The organism is Arachnia propionica, from assembly GCF_037055325.1.
Classification (GTDB): Bacteria; Actinomycetota; Actinomycetes; order Propionibacteriales; family Propionibacteriaceae; genus Arachnia.
In genome coordinates this window covers 2,862,302-2,882,517 of sequence record NZ_CP146373.1, presented here as the reverse complement: position 1 = coordinate 2,882,517, position 20,216 = coordinate 2,862,302, and the positions used below count along the sequence as shown (strand labels likewise).

The 20,216-nt window shown below is 67.3% G+C and carries 20 protein-coding genes and 1 tRNA gene; 9 read left to right on the top strand and 12 right to left on the bottom strand.

Annotated features, from left to right (window positions below):
* The 4 genes from V7R84_RS13375 to V7R84_RS13360 are packed head-to-tail and all read right to left on the bottom strand — an operon-like array spanning nucleotide 1 to nucleotide 4,374.
* Nucleotides 1-996 carry a site-specific DNA-methyltransferase gene (locus tag V7R84_RS13375; protein WP_338569860.1) on the bottom strand — a complete coding sequence of 332 codons (996 nt, stop codon included), beginning with the start codon at nucleotides 994-996 and terminating at the stop codon, nucleotides 1-3.
* Between the two features lie 36 nt (nucleotides 997-1,032).
* Nucleotides 1,033-2,736, bottom strand: coding sequence for an ABC transporter permease (locus tag V7R84_RS13370; RefSeq protein WP_338569859.1), 1,704 nt, complete (start codon nucleotides 2,734-2,736; stop codon nucleotides 1,033-1,035).
* Complete coding sequence (locus V7R84_RS13365; protein ID WP_338569858.1) at nucleotides 2,729-3,655, bottom strand: ABC transporter ATP-binding protein; 927 nt, start codon at nucleotides 3,653-3,655, stop codon at nucleotides 2,729-2,731. Before V7R84_RS13365 ends, V7R84_RS13370 begins: the two co-directional genes overlap by 8 nt.
* Before the next feature lie 50 nt (nucleotides 3,656-3,705).
* Complete coding sequence (locus tag V7R84_RS13360; RefSeq protein WP_338569856.1) at nucleotides 3,706-4,374, bottom strand: hypothetical protein; 669 nt, start codon at nucleotides 4,372-4,374, stop codon at nucleotides 3,706-3,708.
* Between the two features lie 161 nt (nucleotides 4,375-4,535).
* Between V7R84_RS13360 and V7R84_RS13355 the strand changes: the two genes are divergently transcribed.
* On the top strand, nucleotides 4,536-4,898 hold the full coding sequence (locus tag V7R84_RS13355; RefSeq protein ID WP_338569854.1) for a CrcB family protein: 363 nt from the start codon (nucleotides 4,536-4,538) through the stop codon (nucleotides 4,896-4,898).
* Nucleotides 4,898-5,236: a fluoride efflux transporter FluC gene (locus V7R84_RS13350; RefSeq protein WP_338573907.1), complete on the top strand. Its 339-nt coding sequence runs from the start codon at nucleotides 4,898-4,900 to the stop codon at nucleotides 5,234-5,236. Before V7R84_RS13355 ends, V7R84_RS13350 begins: the two co-directional genes overlap by 1 nt.
* Before the next feature lie 69 nt (nucleotides 5,237-5,305).
* Here the strand turns inward: V7R84_RS13350 and V7R84_RS13345 are convergent, their stop codons facing one another.
* Nucleotides 5,306-5,869: an inorganic diphosphatase gene (locus tag V7R84_RS13345; RefSeq protein WP_338569852.1), complete on the bottom strand. Its 564-nt coding sequence runs from the start codon at nucleotides 5,867-5,869 to the stop codon at nucleotides 5,306-5,308.
* Between the two features lie 77 nt (nucleotides 5,870-5,946).
* Between V7R84_RS13345 and dacB the strand changes: the two genes are divergently transcribed.
* The 6 genes from dacB to V7R84_RS13315 all read left to right on the top strand — a co-directional run bounded on the left by dacB (nucleotide 5,947) and on the right by V7R84_RS13315 (nucleotide 11,450).
* On the top strand, nucleotides 5,947-7,350 hold the full coding sequence (dacB, locus tag V7R84_RS13340; protein WP_338569850.1) for a D-alanyl-D-alanine carboxypeptidase/D-alanyl-D-alanine-endopeptidase: 1,404 nt from the start codon (nucleotides 5,947-5,949) through the stop codon (nucleotides 7,348-7,350).
* Nucleotides 7,350-8,315, top strand: coding sequence for a zinc-dependent metalloprotease (locus V7R84_RS13335; protein WP_338569849.1), 966 nt, complete (start codon nucleotides 7,350-7,352; stop codon nucleotides 8,313-8,315). Before dacB ends, V7R84_RS13335 begins: the two co-directional genes overlap by 1 nt.
* Before the next feature lie 15 nt (nucleotides 8,316-8,330).
* Nucleotides 8,331-9,263 carry a tRNA lysidine(34) synthetase TilS gene (gene tilS, locus V7R84_RS13330; protein WP_338569848.1) on the top strand — a complete coding sequence of 311 codons (933 nt, stop codon included), beginning with the start codon at nucleotides 8,331-8,333 and terminating at the stop codon, nucleotides 9,261-9,263.
* A gap of 198 nt (nucleotides 9,264-9,461) precedes the next feature.
* Nucleotides 9,462-9,638 carry a hypothetical protein gene (locus V7R84_RS13325; protein ID WP_338569846.1) on the top strand — a complete coding sequence of 59 codons (177 nt, stop codon included), beginning with the start codon at nucleotides 9,462-9,464 and terminating at the stop codon, nucleotides 9,636-9,638.
* The gene (locus tag V7R84_RS13320; RefSeq protein ID WP_338569845.1) at nucleotides 9,631-10,356 is read left to right on the top strand and encodes an ATP-binding cassette domain-containing protein; all 726 of its coding nucleotides are present in this window, start codon (nucleotides 9,631-9,633) and stop codon (nucleotides 10,354-10,356) included. Before V7R84_RS13325 ends, V7R84_RS13320 begins: the two co-directional genes overlap by 8 nt.
* On the top strand, nucleotides 10,353-11,450 hold the full coding sequence (locus V7R84_RS13315; protein ID WP_338569843.1) for a hypothetical protein: 1,098 nt from the start codon (nucleotides 10,353-10,355) through the stop codon (nucleotides 11,448-11,450). Before V7R84_RS13320 ends, V7R84_RS13315 begins: the two co-directional genes overlap by 4 nt.
* An 87-nt stretch (nucleotides 11,451-11,537) precedes the next feature.
* Here the strand turns inward: V7R84_RS13315 and V7R84_RS13310 are convergent, their stop codons facing one another.
* The 4 genes from V7R84_RS13310 to V7R84_RS13295 form a co-directional block, all read right to left on the bottom strand.
* Nucleotides 11,538-12,290 (bottom strand): PIG-L family deacetylase, encoded by a 753-nt coding sequence (locus V7R84_RS13310; protein WP_338569841.1) that lies wholly within the window; start codon nucleotides 12,288-12,290, stop codon nucleotides 11,538-11,540.
* Complete coding sequence (locus tag V7R84_RS13305) at nucleotides 12,287-13,498, bottom strand: glycosyltransferase (RefSeq protein ID WP_338569840.1); 1,212 nt, start codon at nucleotides 13,496-13,498, stop codon at nucleotides 12,287-12,289. Before V7R84_RS13305 ends, V7R84_RS13310 begins: the two co-directional genes overlap by 4 nt.
* Nucleotides 13,499-13,610: 112 nt before the next feature.
* Nucleotides 13,611-14,477, bottom strand: coding sequence for a flagellar basal body-associated protein FliL (locus V7R84_RS13300; RefSeq protein ID WP_338569839.1), 867 nt, complete (start codon nucleotides 14,475-14,477; stop codon nucleotides 13,611-13,613).
* Nucleotides 14,478-14,694: 217 nt separating this feature from the next.
* Nucleotides 14,695-15,495 carry a flagellar basal body-associated protein FliL gene (locus V7R84_RS13295; protein ID WP_338569838.1) on the bottom strand — a complete coding sequence of 267 codons (801 nt, stop codon included), beginning with the start codon at nucleotides 15,493-15,495 and terminating at the stop codon, nucleotides 14,695-14,697.
* Between the two features lie 130 nt (nucleotides 15,496-15,625).
* Here V7R84_RS13295 and V7R84_RS13290 point away from each other — a divergent pair.
* Nucleotides 15,626-15,708, top strand: a tRNA-Leu gene (locus V7R84_RS13290).
* A 124-nt stretch (nucleotides 15,709-15,832) separates the two neighbouring features.
* Here the strand turns inward: V7R84_RS13290 and V7R84_RS13285 are convergent.
* The 3 genes from V7R84_RS13285 to V7R84_RS13275 are packed head-to-tail and all read right to left on the bottom strand — an operon-like array spanning nucleotide 15,833 to nucleotide 20,153.
* The gene (locus V7R84_RS13285; RefSeq protein ID WP_338569837.1) at nucleotides 15,833-17,827 is read right to left on the bottom strand and encodes an ABC transporter ATP-binding protein; all 1,995 of its coding nucleotides are present in this window, start codon (nucleotides 17,825-17,827) and stop codon (nucleotides 15,833-15,835) included.
* The gene (locus V7R84_RS13280) at nucleotides 17,824-19,569 is read right to left on the bottom strand and encodes an ABC transporter ATP-binding protein (protein ID WP_338569835.1); all 1,746 of its coding nucleotides are present in this window, start codon (nucleotides 19,567-19,569) and stop codon (nucleotides 17,824-17,826) included. The genes V7R84_RS13285 and V7R84_RS13280 overlap by 4 nt, the downstream gene beginning before the upstream one ends.
* A complete protein-coding gene (locus V7R84_RS13275; RefSeq protein WP_338573906.1) occupies nucleotides 19,566-20,153 on the bottom strand; it encodes a helix-turn-helix domain-containing protein in 588 nt (195 codons plus the stop codon). The genes V7R84_RS13280 and V7R84_RS13275 overlap by 4 nt, the downstream gene beginning before the upstream one ends.
* Nucleotides 20,154-20,216: the final 63 nt, after the last annotated feature.

The window sequence follows — 20,216 nt, the reverse complement described above, 5'->3', positions numbered from 1 at the left end:
TCAGGATGTGGCGACCGGTTTGACGGCGACCATGAGATCGCGGCGGATGGAGGAGTCGACGCGGTGCGCGAACCGGTCCCACGCCCCGCCGGTGAGGACCTCCAGGCCGGCGTTGGTCAGCAGCGCTGCCAGGTCCTCGCGGGGCATGCCGAGGGTGTTCCAGCTGATCCCCAGCGACCCTCCCGGGTGCAGCTGCCCCGCCCACACCGGGATCGTTTCCGCCAGCAGCTGCGCCGGGGTGCGCGACCTGCGTCCGCCCGACGTCGATCCGTGCACCACCCCGTAGGGGGCGTCGGTGACGATGGCGTCGAAACGTTTCTTTCCGTACAGCGAGCCCGACGAGCGGGCGTCCCCGGTGAACACCGTCGCCACCAGTTCTCGCTTGCCGACGGTGATGCGTGCGTCGAAGCGACGACCGATGCGCACCCCGTCGCGACGCACCGGGGTGACGGCTGCCGTGTGTTTGACGTGTTTGCGGCGCAGCCAGGTCTTGTAGAACGCGGCCATCGCGTCGAATGCCTTGTCGTCGGCCTCCACTCCGAAGGCGTCGTGACCTGCGATGAGTGCGGTCGAGACGGTGGTGCCGCGCCCGGCCATCGGGTCGAGCACCCGGTGGGGGGCGTTGCGCCTGGCCGCCGCGACGGTGACGTTCAGCAGCAGTCGGGTGAACTGTTCGTTGGTCTTTCCCTGGTACTTGGGGATGGTCACGAGGTCGTCGTCGAGGACATCGGTGTGCGGCAGCGCGACGGGCCGCAGCAGGTCGCCGTCGCGCTGGAACAATGCGAATGCCGACGACTGCCGCGCGATGCCTGCCAGTTCGTCGCGACCCATGCGCTCGGCCTCGAAGGCCAGGTAGTCGACGCCCGCCACCTCGGCCTGCGTGATCTCCGAGACGAAGGGAGCGGTGATCTCTAGTTCGGCGGCGGTCAGCGTGGCCGCCTCGCCCGCGTAGACGCGATTCGCGGACGGGTTGCGCAACAGCAGGTACGACGACATGGGGGCAAGTCTTTCACGTCGCGACGCCGCAGGGGCTCACCGCAGGAACAGGGCCTTGAGGCGCAGCGATGCCACCCACACCCCGAGCATGGCCAGGACGACGAAGTAGAGGGCGTGACCTGCGGTCAGCCAGCTGACCGCGCCGGCGTTGAGGTCGCGGAGCATTTCGATGCCGTGCCACAGTGGCAGGCATTTCACCGCCGCCGCGATCGGGGCCGGGTAGACGTCGACGGGGTAGAAGGTGCCGGAGAACATGAACATCGGCATCAGCACCAGCATGATCCAGTCCATCTGCTGGAAGGTGCGGCAAAACGACGTGGCCGCTATCCCCAGGGCCGCGATCCCGAGGGCGATCAGCAGGCATGCCGGGATGGCCAGCAGCACCCACCACGACCCGACGAGACCCAGCAGCGCCATGACCGCGACGAAGCTGGTGGCGTAGATGCCGCCGCGCACCAGAGCGACGGTGATCTCGCCCAGCGCCACGTCCAGCGGCCCCAGCGAGGTGCTGAGCATCGTCTCGTAGAGCTTGTCGAACTTCAGTTTCATGAACACGTTCCAGGTGGCATCCATGACCGCCCCGTTCAACGCGGAGGTGGCCAGCAGCGCGGGCGCGATCCAGGCGGCGTAACTGGTCCCCGCCTGCACCTGGCCGATGAAGGTGCCCAGCCCGATTCCCATCGCCAGCAGGTACAGCACCGGTTCGACCGCCCCCGTGGCCATGAGCAGGCTGTTGGCACCCCAGTTCGCTTTCAAACCCCGGGCTGCGACGACGGGGAATCTGCCGCTGAACGAGGCCGAGTGGTGTGTCCCGGCCAGCAGCGACTGGCCGTCCGACAGTTCGCTCGGCGGCACAGCCACCGGTTTCGACGCGGCCTGTTTTCTGGTTCGTTTCTGGCGGGGGCGGGGCAGGACCCCGGTCAGTCGCAGGTGGAAGATCCGCCGGGCGATCAACAGTCCGGCGACGCTCAGCACGATCAGGTAGGTGACGTGCACGAACGGCAGCCACGCCGGCGCGGCCTGCCCGAGGGTCAGGATGCGGGTCAGGTTCACCCCGTGCCACAGCGGCGAGACCCAGCCGATCGGGTGCAGCCAGCCGGGCAGCACGTCGAGGGGAAAATAGGTGCCGGAGAACAGCGTCAACGGCAGCACCACCAGCCGCGAGAGGATGGAGAACTGGCCCTTCTCGTCGTGTTGGAGGGCCGTCCAGGCCATCACCGGGTTGCCGAACGACCACGCCGTCAGCACCGCCACGGGAAGCAGGACCAGCACGCTCGCGGGGGTGATGGCCCCGAAGACCAGCAGCACCGCGATGACGGTGGCGCAGTTGATGAGGTAACGCACCGTTGCGCCCAGCCAGTGTCCCTCCGCCAGCTGCGACGGGGTGGTGGGGGTGGAGGCGGCAGCCTGGTACAGCTCGTGCCACTTGAAACTGGAGAACACCCCGAGGGTGTTCTCGGCCTGGGCGGCGTGCACGGCTGAGGAGAGCAGCATCGCGGGCGCCACGAACTGCAGGAAAGGCACCCCGAGCGCCCCCGGGCTGGCGGCGTCCACCACCACTCCCAGGCCCACCCCGAGCGCCAGTACCGTCAGCAGCGGTTCCAGGGCGCCGATGGCGAACAGGCTCACCCACCAGGAACGCAGCTGCATGACGACGTTACGGGCGTGGTGGAAGGCACCCCAGCGTGCGACCCGCGCAGCCTGGGCGTCGTGATCGACGGGGGAGAGGGTCTCAGTCAATCAACGACCTCCCCGTCAACCTCAAGAACACGTCCTCCAGTGAGCATCGTCGCACCAGCGACGAGGTCGGCTCGAGGCCGCGTTCCATGACGGCGCGCAGCGCGGTCTCGCCGTCGTCGGAGTAGACCAGGATCCGGTCGGGGAGGGTTTCCATGCGGTTCCCGATGCCTGTGATGCGCTCGGCGGCCCCGGCGTTGCGGGTGGAACCGAAACGCAGCTCCACCACCTCGCGGCCAGCGTGTTCCCGCACCAGGTCCGGTGGGCTGCCCTCGGCGACGATCACGCCGTGGTCGATGACGATCAACCGGTCGCAGAGCTGCTCGGCCTCGTCCATGTGGTGGGTGGTCAGCACCAGCGTGGTGCCCTTCTCCTTCAGCTGGAACAGCCGATCCCACAACACGTTGCGGGCCTGCGGGTCCAGGCCCGTGGTGGGTTCGTCGAGCAGCATGATGCGCGGGTCGGAGACCAGCGCCCGGGCGATCGTGAGGCGGCGTTTCATACCGCCCGAGAGGTCGTCGACCCGGGCGTCGCGTTTGTCAGCGAGCTGCGCGAAGTCGATCAGCTCCTCCGCCTTGGCGGCCAGCCAGCGTTTCGGCAGGCCGAAGTAGCGACCGTAGAAGATGAGGTTCTCGCGAACCGTGAGCTGGGCGTCGAGGTTGTTGTTCTGTGGCACCACCCCGAGGTGGGCGCGGATCCGCGGTCCCTGCTCGTCGGGATCCATTCCGAGGATGCGCAGCCGACCTCCGGAGCGGTGCGAGACCCCGGCGATCATGCGCATGGTGGTGGACTTGCCCGCCCCGTTGGGGCCGAGCAACCCGAAGGACGTCCCGGGTTCGACCTCGAAGTCGATGCCGCGCACCGCCTCGAAGGTCCCGTAGGACTTGCGCAGCTCCTGGGCCAGGATCACCGGATCGCTCACGGGATAAAACCCTACGCCGTCGCCCCGCAGAAATCCGTGCCCGGCAGGCATCACCGCCAGCCGGGCTGCCCCTGGGGCTGCTGGTAGGTGGGTTGGGGTGGGGACTGCTGCCCCTGGGGCTGCTGGTAGGTGGGTTGCTGATAGGTGGGCTGGGTTGGGGACTGCTGCCCCGTGGGCTGCTGCGCTTCGTGGGATATGGGCGGGAAGCAGTCGATGTAGCGCTCTACGTAGGCTTTCTGGCCCTTCCCTTGTTCGACGGACTTCTCCACGTGGGGAAGCTGGGTGCGCATGAAATCGACGATGGCGATCGTGACGGTCTTGTTTCTGTCGTTGCGCCAGAACACTGCGGGTTCGATGTGAATCCTGTTGACGCCTGCATGGTCGAACACGTCGAGGCAGTGATTCGAGCCGGTGAGACGCATGTGCGCGATCTCCGGGTAGGTGATCTGTCCCAGCACGTCGTTGCCCTGGGCGAGGACGAACCGACCCTCACCCATGTGGACCTGGCGGACAGGGTCGAGCAGCCACAGGAGCAGAAACAGCGGCGCGAGCGCGGGGGACAGCAGCATTATGAGCAGGGCTCCAGAACCGCCGGTGATGACGTAGATGTCTTTGTGGTTTTGGACGACGAAGACGACGACACCGATCAGGTACACCACGCAGATCAGGGGAGACAACCATGTGAGTGGGTTGCGGACGCGAAACTTGATGGTTTTCACCAGGTTTTCCTTCCGTCTCGGGCGTTCGACGGGCCCGGGACGGCCGTAGCGTAGCGTGAGCCCCTCGTGATCCCGTAGGCGGTGGACAGAAGAACCGCATGGGGTGTGGCATCCCCTCATCCCCGCGGCCGGGGAACACGATCCGGGGGTATCGTCGCCGTGTGTTCACCCCGCGTCCCGCTGATCTCCTCGCCGTCCTCGCCGGGGGGTTCGTCGGAACCGCCGCACGTCAGGTCGTGCTCCTGCTGGGGCCTGCCGCCGGTCTGGCGGTGGCCAACCTGCTGGGGTGCGCGCTGCTCGGGATACTGGATGCGATCCTCGGGTCGCGACGGCAACGGCTGCGGTGTTTCTTGGTCGTCGGCGGGATCGGGGCCTTCACCTCATGGTCGTCACTGGCTGTGCAGGGGCTCTCCGTGACGGGTTTGATGGTCCTGGTGTTCGAGGTGCCGGCCGGGGTGGGTGCGGCGTGGCTGGGGCGCCGTCTGGGAACGCGGCTAGTTCGGCGTGGGCGGACCCGGACGTGATGCCGTTGCTCGTCGCACTGGCTGGGGGAGCGGGTGCCGTGGCCCGTAATCTGGTGGATGTGGCCGTGGCGCGACACGGGCCCGCATGGGCGGCGACGTTGGGTATCAACCTCGCGGGTTCGCTGCTGATGGGGCTCGTCTCGACCGCGGATGCGGCGGTCGTGGCCGTCGCCGGGGTCGGTTTCTGCGGCGGGTTCACCACGTTCTCGACGGCCTGCCTGCAAACCGTGCGGCTCCTCCGGGGCTGGCGGGCGGCAACGTATGCGGTCGTCACCGCGACCGGGTGTCTCCTGTTGGCGGGTGCGGGTAGGATCCTCGCCGGTGTGGTGGTGAGCTGATCCTCCCCGTCGTCCCGTTCAGGACGTATGTGATGCCCACCGCTGCGGTTCTTTGATGCCTCGTCGGTTTCAGGCGAGGTTGACGTGGTGGTGCTCGAAGGATGTGCCTTTCGCGCGTTCGATGGAGGCGATGATTTCGTCCTCCGCGTCCTTGCGACCGGTCCAGGTGGCACCCTCGACGGACTTGCCCGGCTCCAGGTCCTTGTAGACGCTGAAGAAGTGCTCAATCTCCAGAAGGATGTGTTCGGCAACCGAGTCGAGGTCTTTGAGGTGCCTGCGGCGGGTGTCCGCGGTCGGAACGCACAGCACCTTGTCGTCGCCACCCATCTCATCAGTCATGCGGAACATCGCGACCGCGTAGCACTGGATCAAGCAGCCGGGGAAGGTGGGTTCGGCGCCGATCACCATGGCGTCGAGGGGATCGCCGTCGAGCCCGAGGGTGCCTTCGATGAAACCGTAGTCGTAGGGGTACTGGGTGGATGTGAACAAGGTGCGGTCCAGTCGTATGCGACCCGTCAGGTGGTCCATCTCGTATTTGTTCTTGGTGCCCTTCGGGATCTCGACCGTGACGTCGAACAGTACTCGGCTCTCGGGGTTGAAGATCTCAATGCTCTCGATGACGTCGTCGCTCACTGTCGCTCCTATGATTGATGCGCCGCCGTCCGTTGGCGGCCAGTTTTCAAGCACTTTACCGGACGAGGAGCGTCGATTTGTCCCCCCAGAACATCCCGTGGCGTCCCGTGATCATCGGGGGGGTGGTCGGGACGCTGTTGATGGCCGTTTTCATCACTGCGGTCCTTCACGGCGCGGCATCATCCGAGGCCGGGGCGCCGGCCTCTGTGAGTGCCTCCCCGTCCTCGCCCGCGCCGTCCCCGCAGCAGCGACCAGCCGGTCCCGTCTCCGCCGCGCCGGAGGCCGCGCCCGGCAAGCTTCCGGACCGCACCGTGCTGGAGCAGCGCCTCAACTCCCAGGACGTCGCCGCCCTGAACAAAGGTGTGCCGGAGGGATCGTCACTGAGCCTTGCCTATCAGGTGCTCGACGTCGAGACCGGGGACGTGCTCGCCGCATCGAATGCCGATCAGCTCCTGGTTCCCGCATCGAACACGAAACTGCTGACCGTCACCGCCTTGTTGTCGGTCTTCGACGGCACCGAAACCTTCGACACCACCGTCGTTTCCCCGGCTCCCGGGCAGCTGGTGCTGGTCGGGGGCGGTGATCCGCTGCTCGCCTCCGTCGCATCCGGCGGCACCCCGAAACGCGCCTCGCTGGAGGAACTGGCCGCGAAAACCGCGGAGAAGCTGAAGTCGCAGGGCCTCAGCACGGTGAGCCTCGGCTACGACGCCTCCCTGTTCCAGGAGTCGTGGGCCACCACCTGGCCCGCCAGCTACCGCGACCAGGTGACCCAGATTTCCGCGCTCTGGGCCAACGAGGGCCGCGACGACAAGCAGGTGCGCTCCACCGACCCCGCGGGTGACGCCGCCCGCATCTTCGCCGCCCAGCTGACCGCCCAGGGCATCACCGTCGAGGGCAGCCCGGCGTCGGCCACGGGCTCCGGGGAGGAGATCGCGAAGGTCAGCTCACCCGGGGTGCACGCCCTCGCCGCGGCTGCGATGGAAACCTCCAACAACTCCTACACCGAGGTGCTCGGCATGCAACTGGCCCGCAAACTGGGCCAGCCCACCACGTTCGCCGGCACGGCCACCGCCGTGCAGCAGGAACTCACCCGTCTGGGTCTGTGGCATGAGGGGGCGGTGCTGTACGACGGTTCCGGCTTGACCCGCGAGAATCACGTCACGGCGTCGATGCTGGCCGGGGTGGTCCGGTACGTGATGATCACCCCCCGGGCCTCGGTCGTGCAGGAGGGTTTCCCCGTCGCCGGGGTCTCGGGGTCGCTGGCCAGGCGCTTCGACGACGAGATCTCCACCGCTGGTCGTGGCATCGTGCGGGCCAAGACCGGAACCCTGTCGCTGGTGTCCACCCTCGCGGGAACCACCGTCACCACCGATGGCCGCGAGGTGGCGTTCGCGTTCATGACCAACGGCTCCACCGACGGCTGGGCCGCCCAGGTGTGGAGCGACCGGGGGGCTTCTCTGATCACGGGGTGCGGCTGCTGATGCAACGCCGACCCCACATCTCCTGGTCGCTGGCGCGGGCCGTCGAGCGGCTGCTCGCCGACCCGGGGCCTGGTGTTGCGCGACCGGAGGCGGTGCGTGAGGTGGCCGCGCTCCGGGCTGCGGCCCGCAGGGCCGGTGACCTGGCCGTCGAGTACTCGCGACTGGGTGGTCCGGCTGCTGCGGAGATCGCGGTGGTGGATCGTCCGGGATGGTCCCGGCGGGCCGCGGCGATGGCCCGCGACCTGCTGGGCCGGTTGCCGCTCGAGGAGCAACCCGCCGGTCTGCGACGCAGCCTGACGGGGATCGGCTACGGGCTGGGCGTGGGGGTCTCCTTCGCGGCGATGGGCCGGGGTCTGCTGGGTCAGTACGATCCCTGGTCGAAGCGGCTGATGCTGGTGGCCCCGAGCATCGTCGAGGTGCGGCGCGGACGCGGTCTCGACGCCGACGACCTCCGGCTGTGGGTGAGCCTCCACGAACAAACCCACGCGGTGCAGTTCAACTCCGCGCCCTGGCTGCTCGGTCACGTCGAGGAGCTGATCACCGCGCTCGGCGTCGACAATCCCTCCCCGGTGGAGATGGCGGAGGGGGTCCGCGCGGGCCGTGGCCTGGGCTCGCTGCTGGTTACCGCCGAGGGGCAACAGTGCCTCGACGCCCTCACGGCCACCATGACCCTCCTGGAGGGCCACGCCGACCTGGTCGCGGACACAGCCGGGGCGGTGCACGTGCCCTCGGTGCGGCAGCTGCGCGCGGCCTTCGCCCGTCCGAGTGCCGGCACCGGCTGGCGACGCCTGATACCCGGCCTCGACAAGGGCCTCCAGTACCGCGACGGCCTGGCTTTCTGCCAGTACGTGGGTCTTCGGGCCGGGATGGAGGCGCTGACCGCCGCCTTCGCGGGACCCGCGAACCTTCCCACCGCGGCGGAGATCACCGACCCCGACTCCTGGCTGCGGCGGATCCACGGCTGAGGAGGCGCAGGGAACGTGGCCAGGCGTGAACTCGGGCCCACCGCGCTCAGGGTCGGGCAGGCGGTGGCGGAACTGCTGCCCTCCGGTCCCGTCGTCGTCGGCGTCTCCGGTGGTGCCGACTCCATGGCGCTCGCGCTGGGGGCCGTGTGGGCCGCACCTCGCACGCGTTCCGAGGTGCTGTGTGTCGTCGTCGACCACGGCCTGCAGGCAGGGTCCGCCGAGGTGGCGGAGCGGACGGTTGACGCGCTGATGTCGCGTGGCATTGCTGCCGAGGTGCGGCGCGTCGAGGTGGGACGCGACGGCGGAATCGAGGCGGCGGCCCGCCAGGCGCGCCTGGCGGCCCTGTCGCGCGACGGGTATCCCGTGCTGCTGGGACACACTCTCGACGACCAGGCAGAGACGGTGCTGCTGGGGTTGCTGCGCGGTTCCGGCATCCGGTCGCTGGCCGGCATGTCGGCGCGGCGCGGCCCCTTCCTGCGACCGCTGCTGGGGATCCGGCGCGCCGAGACCGAGGCGGCCTGTCGTGAATGGGGGGTCGAGTGGTGGAGCGACCCGATGAACACCGACCCGCGGTTCGCGCGGGTGCGTGCTCGCTCGGCGCTGGCGCTGCTTGCCTCGGAGCTCGGTCGCGACGTCGCCGTCGGCCTGGCCCGCACCGCCGACCTGGCTCGCGGCGACGCCGACCTCCTCGACGAGCTGGCGGAACTCGCCCTCGCCCGGGCGGCCCGGGACGACGCCCTCGACGTGGCCACTCTGGCCGGGCAGCCGGACGCTCTCCGGGGTCGGGTGCTGCTCGGCTGGCTGCGAAACCACGGCAGCGAGGCGACCCGGATCCACGTCGCCGCCGTCGATGACCTCGTGCTGGCCTGGCGGGGCCAGGGTCCGGTCGCGGTGCCGGGAGGGTCGGTGAAAAGGATCGCGGGACGGCTTGAATGGGTGGCTGGCTAAACTGGAAGCGTGCAATGAAGCTGTAGCCGAACTCACTGAGGAGAGGAATCCGATGGGAACCGGTGTTATCCATCACCACCGTTCCGCCGGCCTGCTTTCCCTGCTTCCTGGCAGCGCCCATGTCCCATTCGTGACGACTGCTCTACGACGAGACCTGCCGTTTCCCCCGGATTCCCGGGTACGAAGAGGGGTGATGTCGTGAACCGTCACATCGTGATCGGCGCCCTGGCGGCGTTGGTGTTCGTGGCTGGGGCCGTGCTGTCGCTCATCCGGAGCGACACCCTGATGGCCGTCGTGTGTGGGCTGGGTGGTCTCGCCTTCATCGTCCGCACGGTGCTCGCCGTGCGGGGATCGTTACGGAAGAAAGATGACTGACCGGCCACAGTATGCAGCGGAGCCCCTGCTTACCGTGCGGGGACTGACCGCGTGGTACAAGGCGGGCTCCCCGGTGCTGAACATTGGGGAACTCGACGTCGGTCAGCACTCCGTGGTCGGGTTGTTGGGCACCAACGGCGCCGGCAAGACCACCCTGATCAACACGCTCGTGGGGGTTCACGAGCACGCCAGCCTCCAGCACATGACCTGGCGCTCCCGTGCCACACAGCCGCGCGACAAGGCATTCCAGCTCGGACGCTACGCCGTGTTCACCGAGAGCAGTGGTTTCGCGTACTGGTCGTTGGATCCCTACCTGCGTTTCACGTCTCGCGTCTTCGGTCGCTCGCCGGACCCGTCGCGCGTGGACGAGCTGGTGGCGGGGTTCGGTTTCGAGCCGTTTCGTCGCAAGACCATCGGAAGTCTGTCGACGGGAAACAAGAAGAAGGCTTTCCTCATCGCGGGGCTGAGCCTGGGGTTGCCCCTGCTCATCCTGGACGAGCCCGTGGACGGACTGGATTTCGAGGGCACCGAATTTCTCTACGATCGCATCAACGCCTACCGTGACACCGGAGCGGTGGTGATGAGCTCCCACGTCGCAGAGAGCTTCACCCGGTGCTGCGACCACCTGTACGTGCTCGATGGGGGTGACCTCAGCCGCCCCTATCCGCTGGATCCCGCCACCGACATCCGCGCCCTGCTCAAGGAACGTCACCGATGACCCTGGTCCTGCTGCGCGCTTTCACCACACGTCGCCGTGTCGTCGTGGATGTGCTGATCTGGGGCCTGGCCTGGGTGCTGGCCCCTGTGGTGGAGCTCCGGATCTCGCCGACGATGTACGTGGTGGGTGTGGCCGCCGCATCGCTGGTGTCGTCGGGCCTGCTGGTGAGCGCGACCTTCCGGGTGGATGTCATGCGGGATTACGCCCAGCTGCCGCCCCACCCAGTCCGGGTGAACCTGGCGTTTGCGGCGGCTGCGTGGATGCTTCTTGTGGCCGAGATCGTGGTGCCCGCTGCCTTGTTCGGCCTGCGGCTGGGACAGCTCGCCGCGCCGGACGTCTGCGCGATGCTCGTGGTGGCGGCTTGCGGTCCCCTGTCAGTGACGGCCGTGCTGGCCTCGGCCGGCACCCGGCCGCGATGGGCCGGGCCGCTGCTGGTGGTGGCCCTCGACGGGCTGGCGGTGTGGGCCTGCACGGTGGTGCCTTCGTGGCTGGTGGCCGCGGCGCTGTCCGCCACGTTGGTGGCCGGGCTGGCCGCCCTTCCCACCACGGGCCTGCTGCCCACCCGCGGTTCCGCCGCGATGCGCGGACGGGCGGGGACCAACTATTTCCTGCGCGCCTCGCTGGCGGATCGTGTCGTGTGGATCAACGCGGTGGGGTTGTTCGCCGTGGCGACGGTGTTCACCGTGACTTCCTGGGAGCAGGGCCTTCGGTTCCCGCTGGCATGGGCGCTGATCGCCGTCAATAGTCCCTTGACCACGATGATCTCCGGCGATCCTGATCTGGCGAGGCAGCTGACAATGCTGGGGCGGCCCGCACTAGCCTGGTGGCATTACGCGGCGGCCGTCGCTGTTTTCCTGGGAATGTTCAACGTCGGGGTTGGCGTGGTGTACTGGCTGCTGGGCGCCCGCGACCTGCCGCTGCTCGCCGGGCTGGTGGTCGTCGTCACGGCGCTGGAGGCCCTCGCCGTCCCCGCGCTGGAGCGTCACGCCCCGCTCCGGGGGCTCCGCACCCGACGTGACGCCTGGCGGCACCCCCGCAAATACCTGCTGCCCGCCGCCCTGCTGCTGGCCTTCGCGTGGATTCGGCTGGGCTGAGGACGACTCGCGACTGGCAGTGGATTTTCGCCGACCGGGAGGAAGGACCCGGTTGGGTGCTGCGTGAGCGCGCAAGGGCGCAACCGCTTACCCGGTTGTGGTGAGCGAATCCACCAGGCCAGCGGCCGATGGGGTGTCGGGGGCGGGAAGCAACCCGACGGAGGTCGTCACCGCCTCCGACTGGCCACCCGAGTGGGTGAGGGTGCCGTCGCCGTGGGCGGTGAGCTGGGAGGCGTGGTGTCGCAGGGCCTCCTCGACGACGGGCTGCAGGTCGCGCAGGTCGAACCAGCGGACCCCATCGCCCGGGGAGTGGACGACGGCCGCGAAACCCTTCCCGGTGCGCTGCGCGGCCGCCAGGGACGCGTGGTGGATGCGGACGTGGTCGGGATGTCCGTAGCCGCCGTCGGTGTGATACGAGATCACCAGGTCGGCATCCACCGTCCGGATCCAGGAGACGACGTCTGCTACGACATCATCGAGGTCTGCCGAGCACAGCGAATCTGGTTCCGCGTCCTCGGCGGGACCTGCGAGTCCTTCGCGGATCCAGCGCATCCCCGAGTCGCGGTAACGACGTCCCGAACCGGCGGGCGGATCCCCTAGGAAGGCGTGCCGGGACACCCCCAGCACCCTCAGGGCCCCGGCCAGCTCGCCCTCCCGGTGGGTTTCCAGGGCGGGGGTTCCGGCCAGGTGCGACAGCGGCCCCGGCACCACCTCGCCGCGTTCCCCGCGGGTGGCGGTCAGCAGGCTCACCTCGTGCCCGGAGGTCACCAGCCAGGCGATCAGCGCGCCCGTGGCGAGGGTTTCGTCGTCGGGGTGGGCGTGGATGAAGGTGATTCTCACAGGATCCTCCGGTACTGCTGCAGGGTGTTTTCCGCGGCGCGCTCCCAGGTCATCGCCAGCGCTCGGTCTCTTCCAGTGGCGCCTATGAGTGTGCGGCGTGGTTTGTCGGTGAGCAGCGCCTCGAGGGCCTCGGCCCACGTGCGGGGGTCGTGGGTGGGGATCAGCAGGCCGGTGTGGGTGTTGCAGATGGCTTCGGTCAATCCCCCCGACGCGGCGGCCAGGACGGGAATTCCCGAGGCCGAGGCCTCCAGAGCGATCAATCCGAAGGTCTCGGAGTGTGACGGCACCAGCATCACCGAGGCGTGCCGCACGATGCGGGCCAGCGACTCGCGGTCCTGGCCGGGCAGGAAGTGCACCTGTCCGCGCAACCCGAGGTCGTCGACGAGAGTGTGCAGTTCGGCCTCGTAGTCCGCGAAGTCCGCCGAGGCCTCACCGACCACCGCCAGGTCCGGGCGGATGGCGTCGGGCAGGCAGGCCACGGTGCGGATGGCGACGTCGGGGGCTTTGAGGGGTTGCAGTCGGGCGGCGAACACGACGTAGCCGGGTCGGATCCCGGGCGGCGCCCAGGGCTGGGTGGCGGGGTGGAACAGGTCGACGTTGACGCCAGGGCGCACGATCCGTACCCGCTCCGGATCGGCCCCGCAACGACCGATGACCACAGCCGCCTCATGACGGGAGACGCATAGCACCAGATCCGACTGCTCCGCGCACACCACCTCACCGTCTACCCGGGCAGGTGATTCGGGAGGTTCCCCGTCGCGCAGCGGCGAATTCGGGTGGGCCGCCACCGAGTGGAAGGTCATCACGTGCGGCACCCCCCAGGCGCGGGCGACAGGCAATGCCGCCACCCCCGACATCCAGTGGTGGGAGTGGATCAGGTCGTGGGGTTCTAGGGCCTCCATGGCCTCCCGGAACTCGTCGATGTGCTGGTCGATTTCGCTTTTCGGCAATGGGGTCGGAGGGCCTGCGGGGAGACGTCGCAGCGTCACCGACGGGGCCACGTCCTGCCGGTCCGGCTGGTCGGGGTCGGTGCGGCGGGTCAGGAATTCCACATCCACCCCGAGCCTGCCCAGCGCCCGGGCCAGCGCGGCGATGAGCACATTCATGCCCCCCGCGTCAGCGGTGCCGGCGCGTTCCAGGGGGGACGTGTGCATGGTGACGAAAGCGACACGAAGTCCGGCTCCCGGCAGGGAGGGCTGATGGCTCATGGTGTTGTCCTCCGGATTCTCCGGGGATGGTGTTCCCCGCAGTGATGCTACTGCGGGGAACACCATCGTTGGCGAAAACCGATGAGAAGAAGCCCTTTTTATCGAAGGTGAATCATTTCCAGGCCGCCAGGAAAGCCTTGCCGTTCTCGGCGACTTCCGAGGCTTGCCCGTCGAGTCCCATGGTCGCAAAAACGGCTCCGCCATGAGCGGCGGCGATGCACGATACACCACCTGGTGAGTCCGACGAGTCAGTCGCGGTGCGCCTTCCGCAGGTCCAGTCGCCGAAGGTCTCGGGGTTCTCGAAAGCTTCAGCCATGCTCTTGGCCTTCGATTCACCCGCGAAATAGATGACCGAGAACATCTGCGACCCCTTGCGGTAGAAGGTCAAGAACTTGCCTGGGCTCAGGGCCTCGAAACCATTGAACGACTTGGGCATCTCGGGGACGTTGCTCAAACTACCCGAGTCCTCGTCGGTGGTCTCCGGCGAGGTGGGCTTCTCCGTTTCCGAGTTCCTCGTGGTTGGGTTTGGCGTCTTGTCGTGGGACGGGGTGGTGCTGCTGGGAGTCTGTGAGGACGCCTGCGTCGTGGTGGGGGTCGCGGATGGATTGGCGGCTTGCTGGTCGTTCCTGCCGAGGAACCACCAGGCTCCAAAGGCCAGGGCGACGACCAGGACCCCAGTGAGTGCAATCAGCAGAACGTTGAGGTTCTTCTTCGGTGGCTGTGGGGGTGTGTTGTAACCGCCGCCGTAGGGCTGCTGTCCGGCATAAACAGCTGGGGGTTGCCCGCCGTAACCCGGCTGTCCGTAGGGCTGGTTGCCCTGTCCGGGTTGAGGTTGCTGCTGGCCGTATCCGGGTTGGGGTTGCTGTCCTGCATAACCGGCTGAGGGTTGCCCGCCGTAACCCGGCTGTCCGTAGGGCTGGTTGCCCTGTCCGGGTTGAGGTTGCTGTTGGTCGTATCCGGACCATTGGTTGTTGCTCATGCGTACCTCCTGCCTGTCATGGTAACGGGGCATGGGATCGACGTATTCCGGAGCCGTCAATCCTGCTGGTTTCTGCAGGTTCGGGTCGCGAGGTGTCAGCACCCCTGTCGGTCATGTCCTCCGGGAGGTGTCTGATGGTGGAATCCGTGGTGGTTGCACGGGAGCATCGTGGGTGTCTGTCGGGGTGGCAGGTCAGCGCTTCTCGGAGCGCGCGGTGCTATTTCCAGGCGTCGAGGAAAGTGTCGGAGATTTCCGTCAGTGTGGAGAAAGGCGTGTCGATCATGAGCGTGAGCACGGTGCCGGAATGGGCCTCGGTCAGGCACATGGGGGTGTTATCGGAGTCCTTGCCGCAGGTCCATTTCCCGATCTTCTCGATGTTTGTGAGGTCGGTGGAATTTGCTTCGACGGTTTCTCCCTGACCGTAGGCGACGATGAAGAAATCCCCATGCGAGTTCTTGTAGGTGACTGCTTCCCCCTGGGGCGTGCTGGTGCGTGTGAAGTCGCCGAAAGATGTGGGCATCTCCGGTGCAGTGCTGAAACCTTTGCTCCGGGTGGTCGAGGAGCTTGTGGGGCCGGTGCTCTTCTTCTTTGAAGGGGAGGAGGGACTCTCAGAGCGTTGGGTTTCTTGTGGTGCCGCGGTCTGCGTGCTGGAGGTGGGGCTCGCGATCGGTTGGTTGTTTTTGCCGAGAACCAACCATGCCCCGACAGCGGCGATCGCAACCAGGACGGCGACGAGCGCAACGATCAGTCCTGTGTTGCCTCCATTGCGCGGGGGCATGCCCTGACCAACGGGGCCCTGGGCGGGCTGAAACCCCTGCTGTCCGTAGCCGGATTGCCCGTAGCTGGGCTGTCCGTAGCCGGGCTGTCCGTAGCCGGGCTGCTGATAGCCGGGCTGTCCGTAGCTGGGCTGAGGAGGGGTGAAGGATGGCTGCTGTGGATATCCCGACTGTGGAAGGGGCTGCTGCGGGTACCCCTGCTGCGGCTGTCCTCCCGGCGTGGTCCACTGGTTGTTGCTCATTCATACCTCCTTGCCCCACATCGTATGAGGTTCTGTGAGTAGATGTTCCGGCACGTGGTGTGGGCCCCTGAACGCCCCTCAAGCGAGTTGCACACTCTCCGTGCAGTCGTGCTAGAGTTCCTCCCCGGACGCGCGAGTGGCGGAATGGTAGACGCGCTGGCTTCAGGTGCCAGTGCCCGCAAGGGCGTGGAGGTTCAACTCCTCTCTCGCGCACGGTGTGATGTCTCGGGACATTGGCATAGCCTGAACCTTCGTTTTGGAGGTTCAGGTTTCTTTGTTTGGGCCGATGGGTTGGTAGTCGCGGATCGGCTCAACCGGCGTGAATCGACGCTGCCTCTCAACGGGCGGGGACCTCCTCGACGGGCGCATTGAACTGCGACTGGTACAGCTCGTGGTAGCGACCTTTCGCTGCGAGCAGATCGTGGTGGGTTCCCTGCTCGACGATGGCGCCGTCGTTCATGACGAGGATCAGGTCGGCGTCACGAATGGTGGACAGGCGGTGGGCGATCACGAACGACGTGCGACCACTGCGCAGCGCTGCCATCGCCTTTTGCAGCAGCAGTTCGGTGCGGGTGTCGACCGATGAGGTGGCCTCGTCGAGGATCAGCAGTTCCGGCTCCGACAAGAAAGCCCGCGCGATGGTGATGAGCTGCTTCTCACCCGCAGAGACGTTGTTGCCCTCCTCGTCGATGACGGTGTCGTAGCCGTCGGGCAGGGAATGGACGAAACGATCCACGAACGCCGCCTTCGCCGCGGCCAGGATCTCCTCCTCAGTGGCGCCCTCCTTGCCGTAGGCGATGTTGTCGCGAATGGTGCCGCCGAACAGCCACGTGTCCTGCAACACCATGCCCATGTTGTCGCGCAACGCCCCCCGATCCACCGTCGCGATGTCCGTCCCGTCGAGGAGAATGCGACCGGAGTTCAGGTCGTAGAAACGCATCAACAGGTTCACCAGCGTGGTCTTGCCCGCGCCGGTGGGCCCCACGATCGCGACCGTCTGGCCCGGCTTCGCCTCCAGGTTGAGGTGTTCGATGAGGGGACGATCCGGGCTGTAGGAGAAGGTGACGTCCTCGAAGACGACGTGCCCGCCCTCGGCGGTCAGGTCGCGGCCCGGTTCCGGCGACATCTCGTCGGCGTCGAGCAACTCGAAGACCCGCTCCGCGGAGGCCACCCCCGACTGCAGCAGGTTCATCATGGACGCGAGCTGCGTCAGCGGCTGCGTGAACTGGCGCGAGTACTGAATGAAAGCCTGCACGTCGCCGATGTTCATCTGTCCCGTCGCCACCTGGAGACCACCGAAGACCGCGACGATGACGTAGTTGAGGTTGCCGACCAGGAACATCACAGGCATGAGGATCCCGGAGAGGAACTGCGCCCCGAACGACGACCTGAACAGTTCCTCGTTGCGGGTGCGGAAGGTGGCCTCCACCTCTGACTTGCGACCGAACACCTTCACCAGGGAATGGCCGGTGTAGGCCTCCTCGATCTCCGAGTTCAGCTCGCCTGTGGACTTCCACATGTCGGCGAACCGCCTCTGGGAGCGTCGCATGATCAACGGCACGATCAGCATCGACAGCGGGATCGAGACCAGCGTGACCAGCGCCAGTGGCCACGAAATCCACATCATGATGATCAGCACCCCGACCACCGTCAGCAGCGAATTGATGAGCTGCGGCAGGGTCTGCATCAGGGTTTGGGAGATGTTGTCGATGTCGTTGGTGACGCGGGAGAGCAGCTCGCCGCGCGGCTGCCCGTCGAAGTACGACAGGGGCAGGCGCTGCAGCTTGGCCTCCACGTCGCTGCGCATCCGCCGCACCGACTTCTGGGCCGCGCCGATCAGCAGCCAGTTCGAGACGTAGGTGGCGACGGCGGAGACGATGTAGAGCGTCAACACCAGCGCCAGGATCGACCCGATGGCACCGAAGTCGATGCCCTGACCGGGGGTGAAATTGACGCGTTGCAGCATCTCGACGAGGGTGTCGTTTCCGCCGCTGCGGGCGGTCTCGATGGCCTGCTCCTTCGTGACGCCTGCGGGCATGTTCTTGCCGACGATCCCGGCCAGCAGCAGGTCGGTGGCAGCCCCCAGGATCTTCGGGCCGAGGGCGGACATCACGACGGCGCCGACGGACAGCGCCAGCGCGACCGCCACCGCGATCCGGTGCGGTTTCATGATTCCGAGCAGGCGCTTCAGCGACGGCAGGAAAGCGACCGCGGTTTCCCCGGAGCCGCTGGGACCGCCGGGCCCGAAGCTGATCTTCCCCGGGCCGTGTGCGGGACGTTTGTTGGCCGCGGGTTTGGTGGCGGCCTTGGTGTTCTCGGTGGTGGTGCTCATGCCCGGGCCTCCTCGGCGCTCAGCTGGCTGTCGACGATCTCCTGATAGGTGGCGTTGCTCGCCAGCAGTTCATCGTGGGTGCCGCGACCCACGATGCGACCGTGTTCCAGCACGAGGATCTCGTCGGCGCCCCGGATGGTGGCGACGCGCTGGGCGACGATCAGGGTGGCGCGCTCCGCCGTCGCCGGGGCCAGGGCGGCCCGCAGCCGGGCGTCGGTGGCGACGTCGAGGGCGGAGAAGGAATCGTCGAAGACGTAGATGGCGGGTTCCTTCACCAGCGCCCGCGCGATGGACAGACGTTGCCGCTGCCCGCCCGAGACGTTCGTGCCGCCCTGCGCGATGTGGGCGGCGAGACCGCCGTCGAGTTTCTCGACGAAATCGGCGGCCTGGGCGATCCGCAGTGCCTCCCACATCTGCTCCTGCGTGGCGTCGGGGCGCCCGTAGAGCAGGTTGGAGGCCACCGTCCCGGAGAACAGGTAGGGTTTCTGCGGCACCAGCCCGATCCGCGACCACAGGGCATCGGGGTCGAGGTGACGCACGTTGACGCCGTCCACCAGCACCTCGCCGCTGCTGACGTCGTACAGGCGGGGGATCAGGTTCACCAGGGTGGATTTGCCCGACCCCGTCGACCCGATGATCGCGGTGGTGCGGCCCGGGGTCAGGGTGAACGACACGTTCGCCAGTACCGGGTCCTCCGCGCCCGGGTAGGTGAAGGTGACGTCACGGAACTCGACGACTCCTGTCAGCTCTTGCGGTGTGACCGGGTCGGTGGGGGGAGCCACCGTGGGTTCGGTGTCCAGCACCTCCAGGATGCGGTCCGCCGACACTGCGGAGCGCGGCGCCAGGAACAGCAGCATCGTCGACATCATCACCGAGATGAGGATCTGGATCAGGTAGTTCAGGAAGGCGGTCATCTGACCGATCTGGATGTCGCCGGAGTCGATGCGGAAGGCGCCGAACCAGATCACCGCCACCGAGGAGACGTTCACCATGAACATGGCGATCGGGAACAGCAGCACCATCCAGCGGGAGGCGCGCAGCGTGACGGAGTAGACGTCCTCGTTGGCGCCCTCGAAGCGCTTCGACTCGTGGTCCTCGCGAATGAAGGCGCGGATCACCCGGATGCCGCTGATCTGTTCGCGCAGTACCCGGTTGAGGTTGTCGAGGTTGGTCTGCATCTGCTGGAACAGGGGAGAGGCGAAGATCACCAGCAGCGAGACCGTCACGCCCAGCACCGCGACGCTGACCGCGATGATCCACGACAGCCCGAAGTCCTCGCGCACCGCCATGACGAAACCGCCGACCATCATGATGGGTGCCCCGACGATGATGGTCAGGGTGGTTTGGGCGATCGTCTGCACCTGCAGGACGTCGTTGGTGGTGCGGGTCAGCAGCGACGACGCACCGATGTCGCGTATCTCGCGGGTGGAGAACGACAGGGCCCGGTCGAAGATGGCGGCCCTGAGGTCGCGGCCCAGCGACATGGCGGTGAGGGCGCCGAACCAGGTGGCGCCGATCTGCCCCGCCGCCTGCACCAGGGAGAACAGCAGCATCAGGGCGCCGCTGTGCCAGATCAGGTCGGTGTCGCCCTTGACGACGCCGTCGTCGATGATCTGCGCGTTCAGGTTCGGCAGGTATAGCGACATGGCGGTCGCCAGCACCTGGAGGACCAGGACGGCCAACAGCTCCCGCCAGTACGGTTTCAGGTACGTGAAGATCAGCCGGTTGAGTCGTGCGATCACAGGGAATCCTTCCTGCGGGCTCCGTCGAGGGCGAGGCGCGCCAGGGTGGCGGGGTTCAAGCTGGTATCGGGAGATCTGCCGTGCGCATACCCCATGGCCAGGGTGATGACGAGATGGGCGAAGTCCTTGACTGGGATCGTCAACTGGGTCTCGTGCGGGGCCAGGCGATCACGCATCCAGTTTGCGATGTCACAGACCCGGGCCTCCCACAGCTCCATGATCCGAAACCGGATCTCGTCCTGGTCACCGCCCCGGTGCGGTCGGGGGATGAAACGCCCGAAGGTGGTGACGTAGTCGGCGGCGGTGGACAGACACACCTCGGTGGTCTCGTCGACGGTCGTGGTGGGGGAAGCCGCAGCGAAGATATCGGCGAGCCGTTCGGGGGAGAGGTGGTCGGCGATGGTGGCGGCGATGAGGTCGCGTCGGGTCGGGAACACCCTGAACAGGGTTCCCTCGGCCACCTTGGCGGCCTCCGCCACCTGCCGGGTGGTCACGTCCGGACCGTGGTCCAGGATCAACTGGCGGGTCGCGGCAATCAGCGACGCCCGTCGTTCGGCGGGTGGAAGAGGTCGGGCACGGGTCATCACGACGCACCAGTGTATGAGTGAGTACTCACTCATTCAAGATGAGGCGGGCCAGCCTGTGGC

Coding starts and splice junctions, on each gene's coding strand:
- V7R84_RS13375 (WP_338569860.1), bottom strand. CDS start 996: ATGTCGTCGTACCTGCTGTTGCGCAACCCGTCCGCGAATCGCGTCTAC.
- V7R84_RS13350 (WP_338573907.1), top strand. CDS start 4,898: ATGCCGTTGCTCGTCGCACTGGCTGGGGGAGCGGGTGCCGTGGCCCGT.
- V7R84_RS13335 (WP_338569849.1), top strand. CDS start 7,350: ATGCAACGCCGACCCCACATCTCCTGGTCGCTGGCGCGGGCCGTCGAG.
- V7R84_RS13320 (WP_338569845.1), top strand. CDS start 9,631: ATGACTGACCGGCCACAGTATGCAGCGGAGCCCCTGCTTACCGTGCGG.
- V7R84_RS13315 (WP_338569843.1), top strand. CDS start 10,353: ATGACCCTGGTCCTGCTGCGCGCTTTCACCACACGTCGCCGTGTCGTC.
- V7R84_RS13305 (WP_338569840.1), bottom strand. CDS start 13,498: ATGAGCCATCAGCCCTCCCTGCCGGGAGCCGGACTTCGTGTCGCTTTC.
- V7R84_RS13300 (WP_338569839.1), bottom strand. CDS start 14,477: ATGAGCAACAACCAATGGTCCGGATACGACCAACAGCAACCTCAACCC.
- V7R84_RS13295 (WP_338569838.1), bottom strand. CDS start 15,495: ATGAGCAACAACCAGTGGACCACGCCGGGAGGACAGCCGCAGCAGGGG.
- V7R84_RS13285 (WP_338569837.1), bottom strand. CDS start 17,827: ATGAGCACCACCACCGAGAACACCAAGGCCGCCACCAAACCCGCGGCC.
- V7R84_RS13275 (WP_338573906.1), bottom strand. CDS start 20,153: ATGACCCGTGCCCGACCTCTTCCACCCGCCGAACGACGGGCGTCGCTG.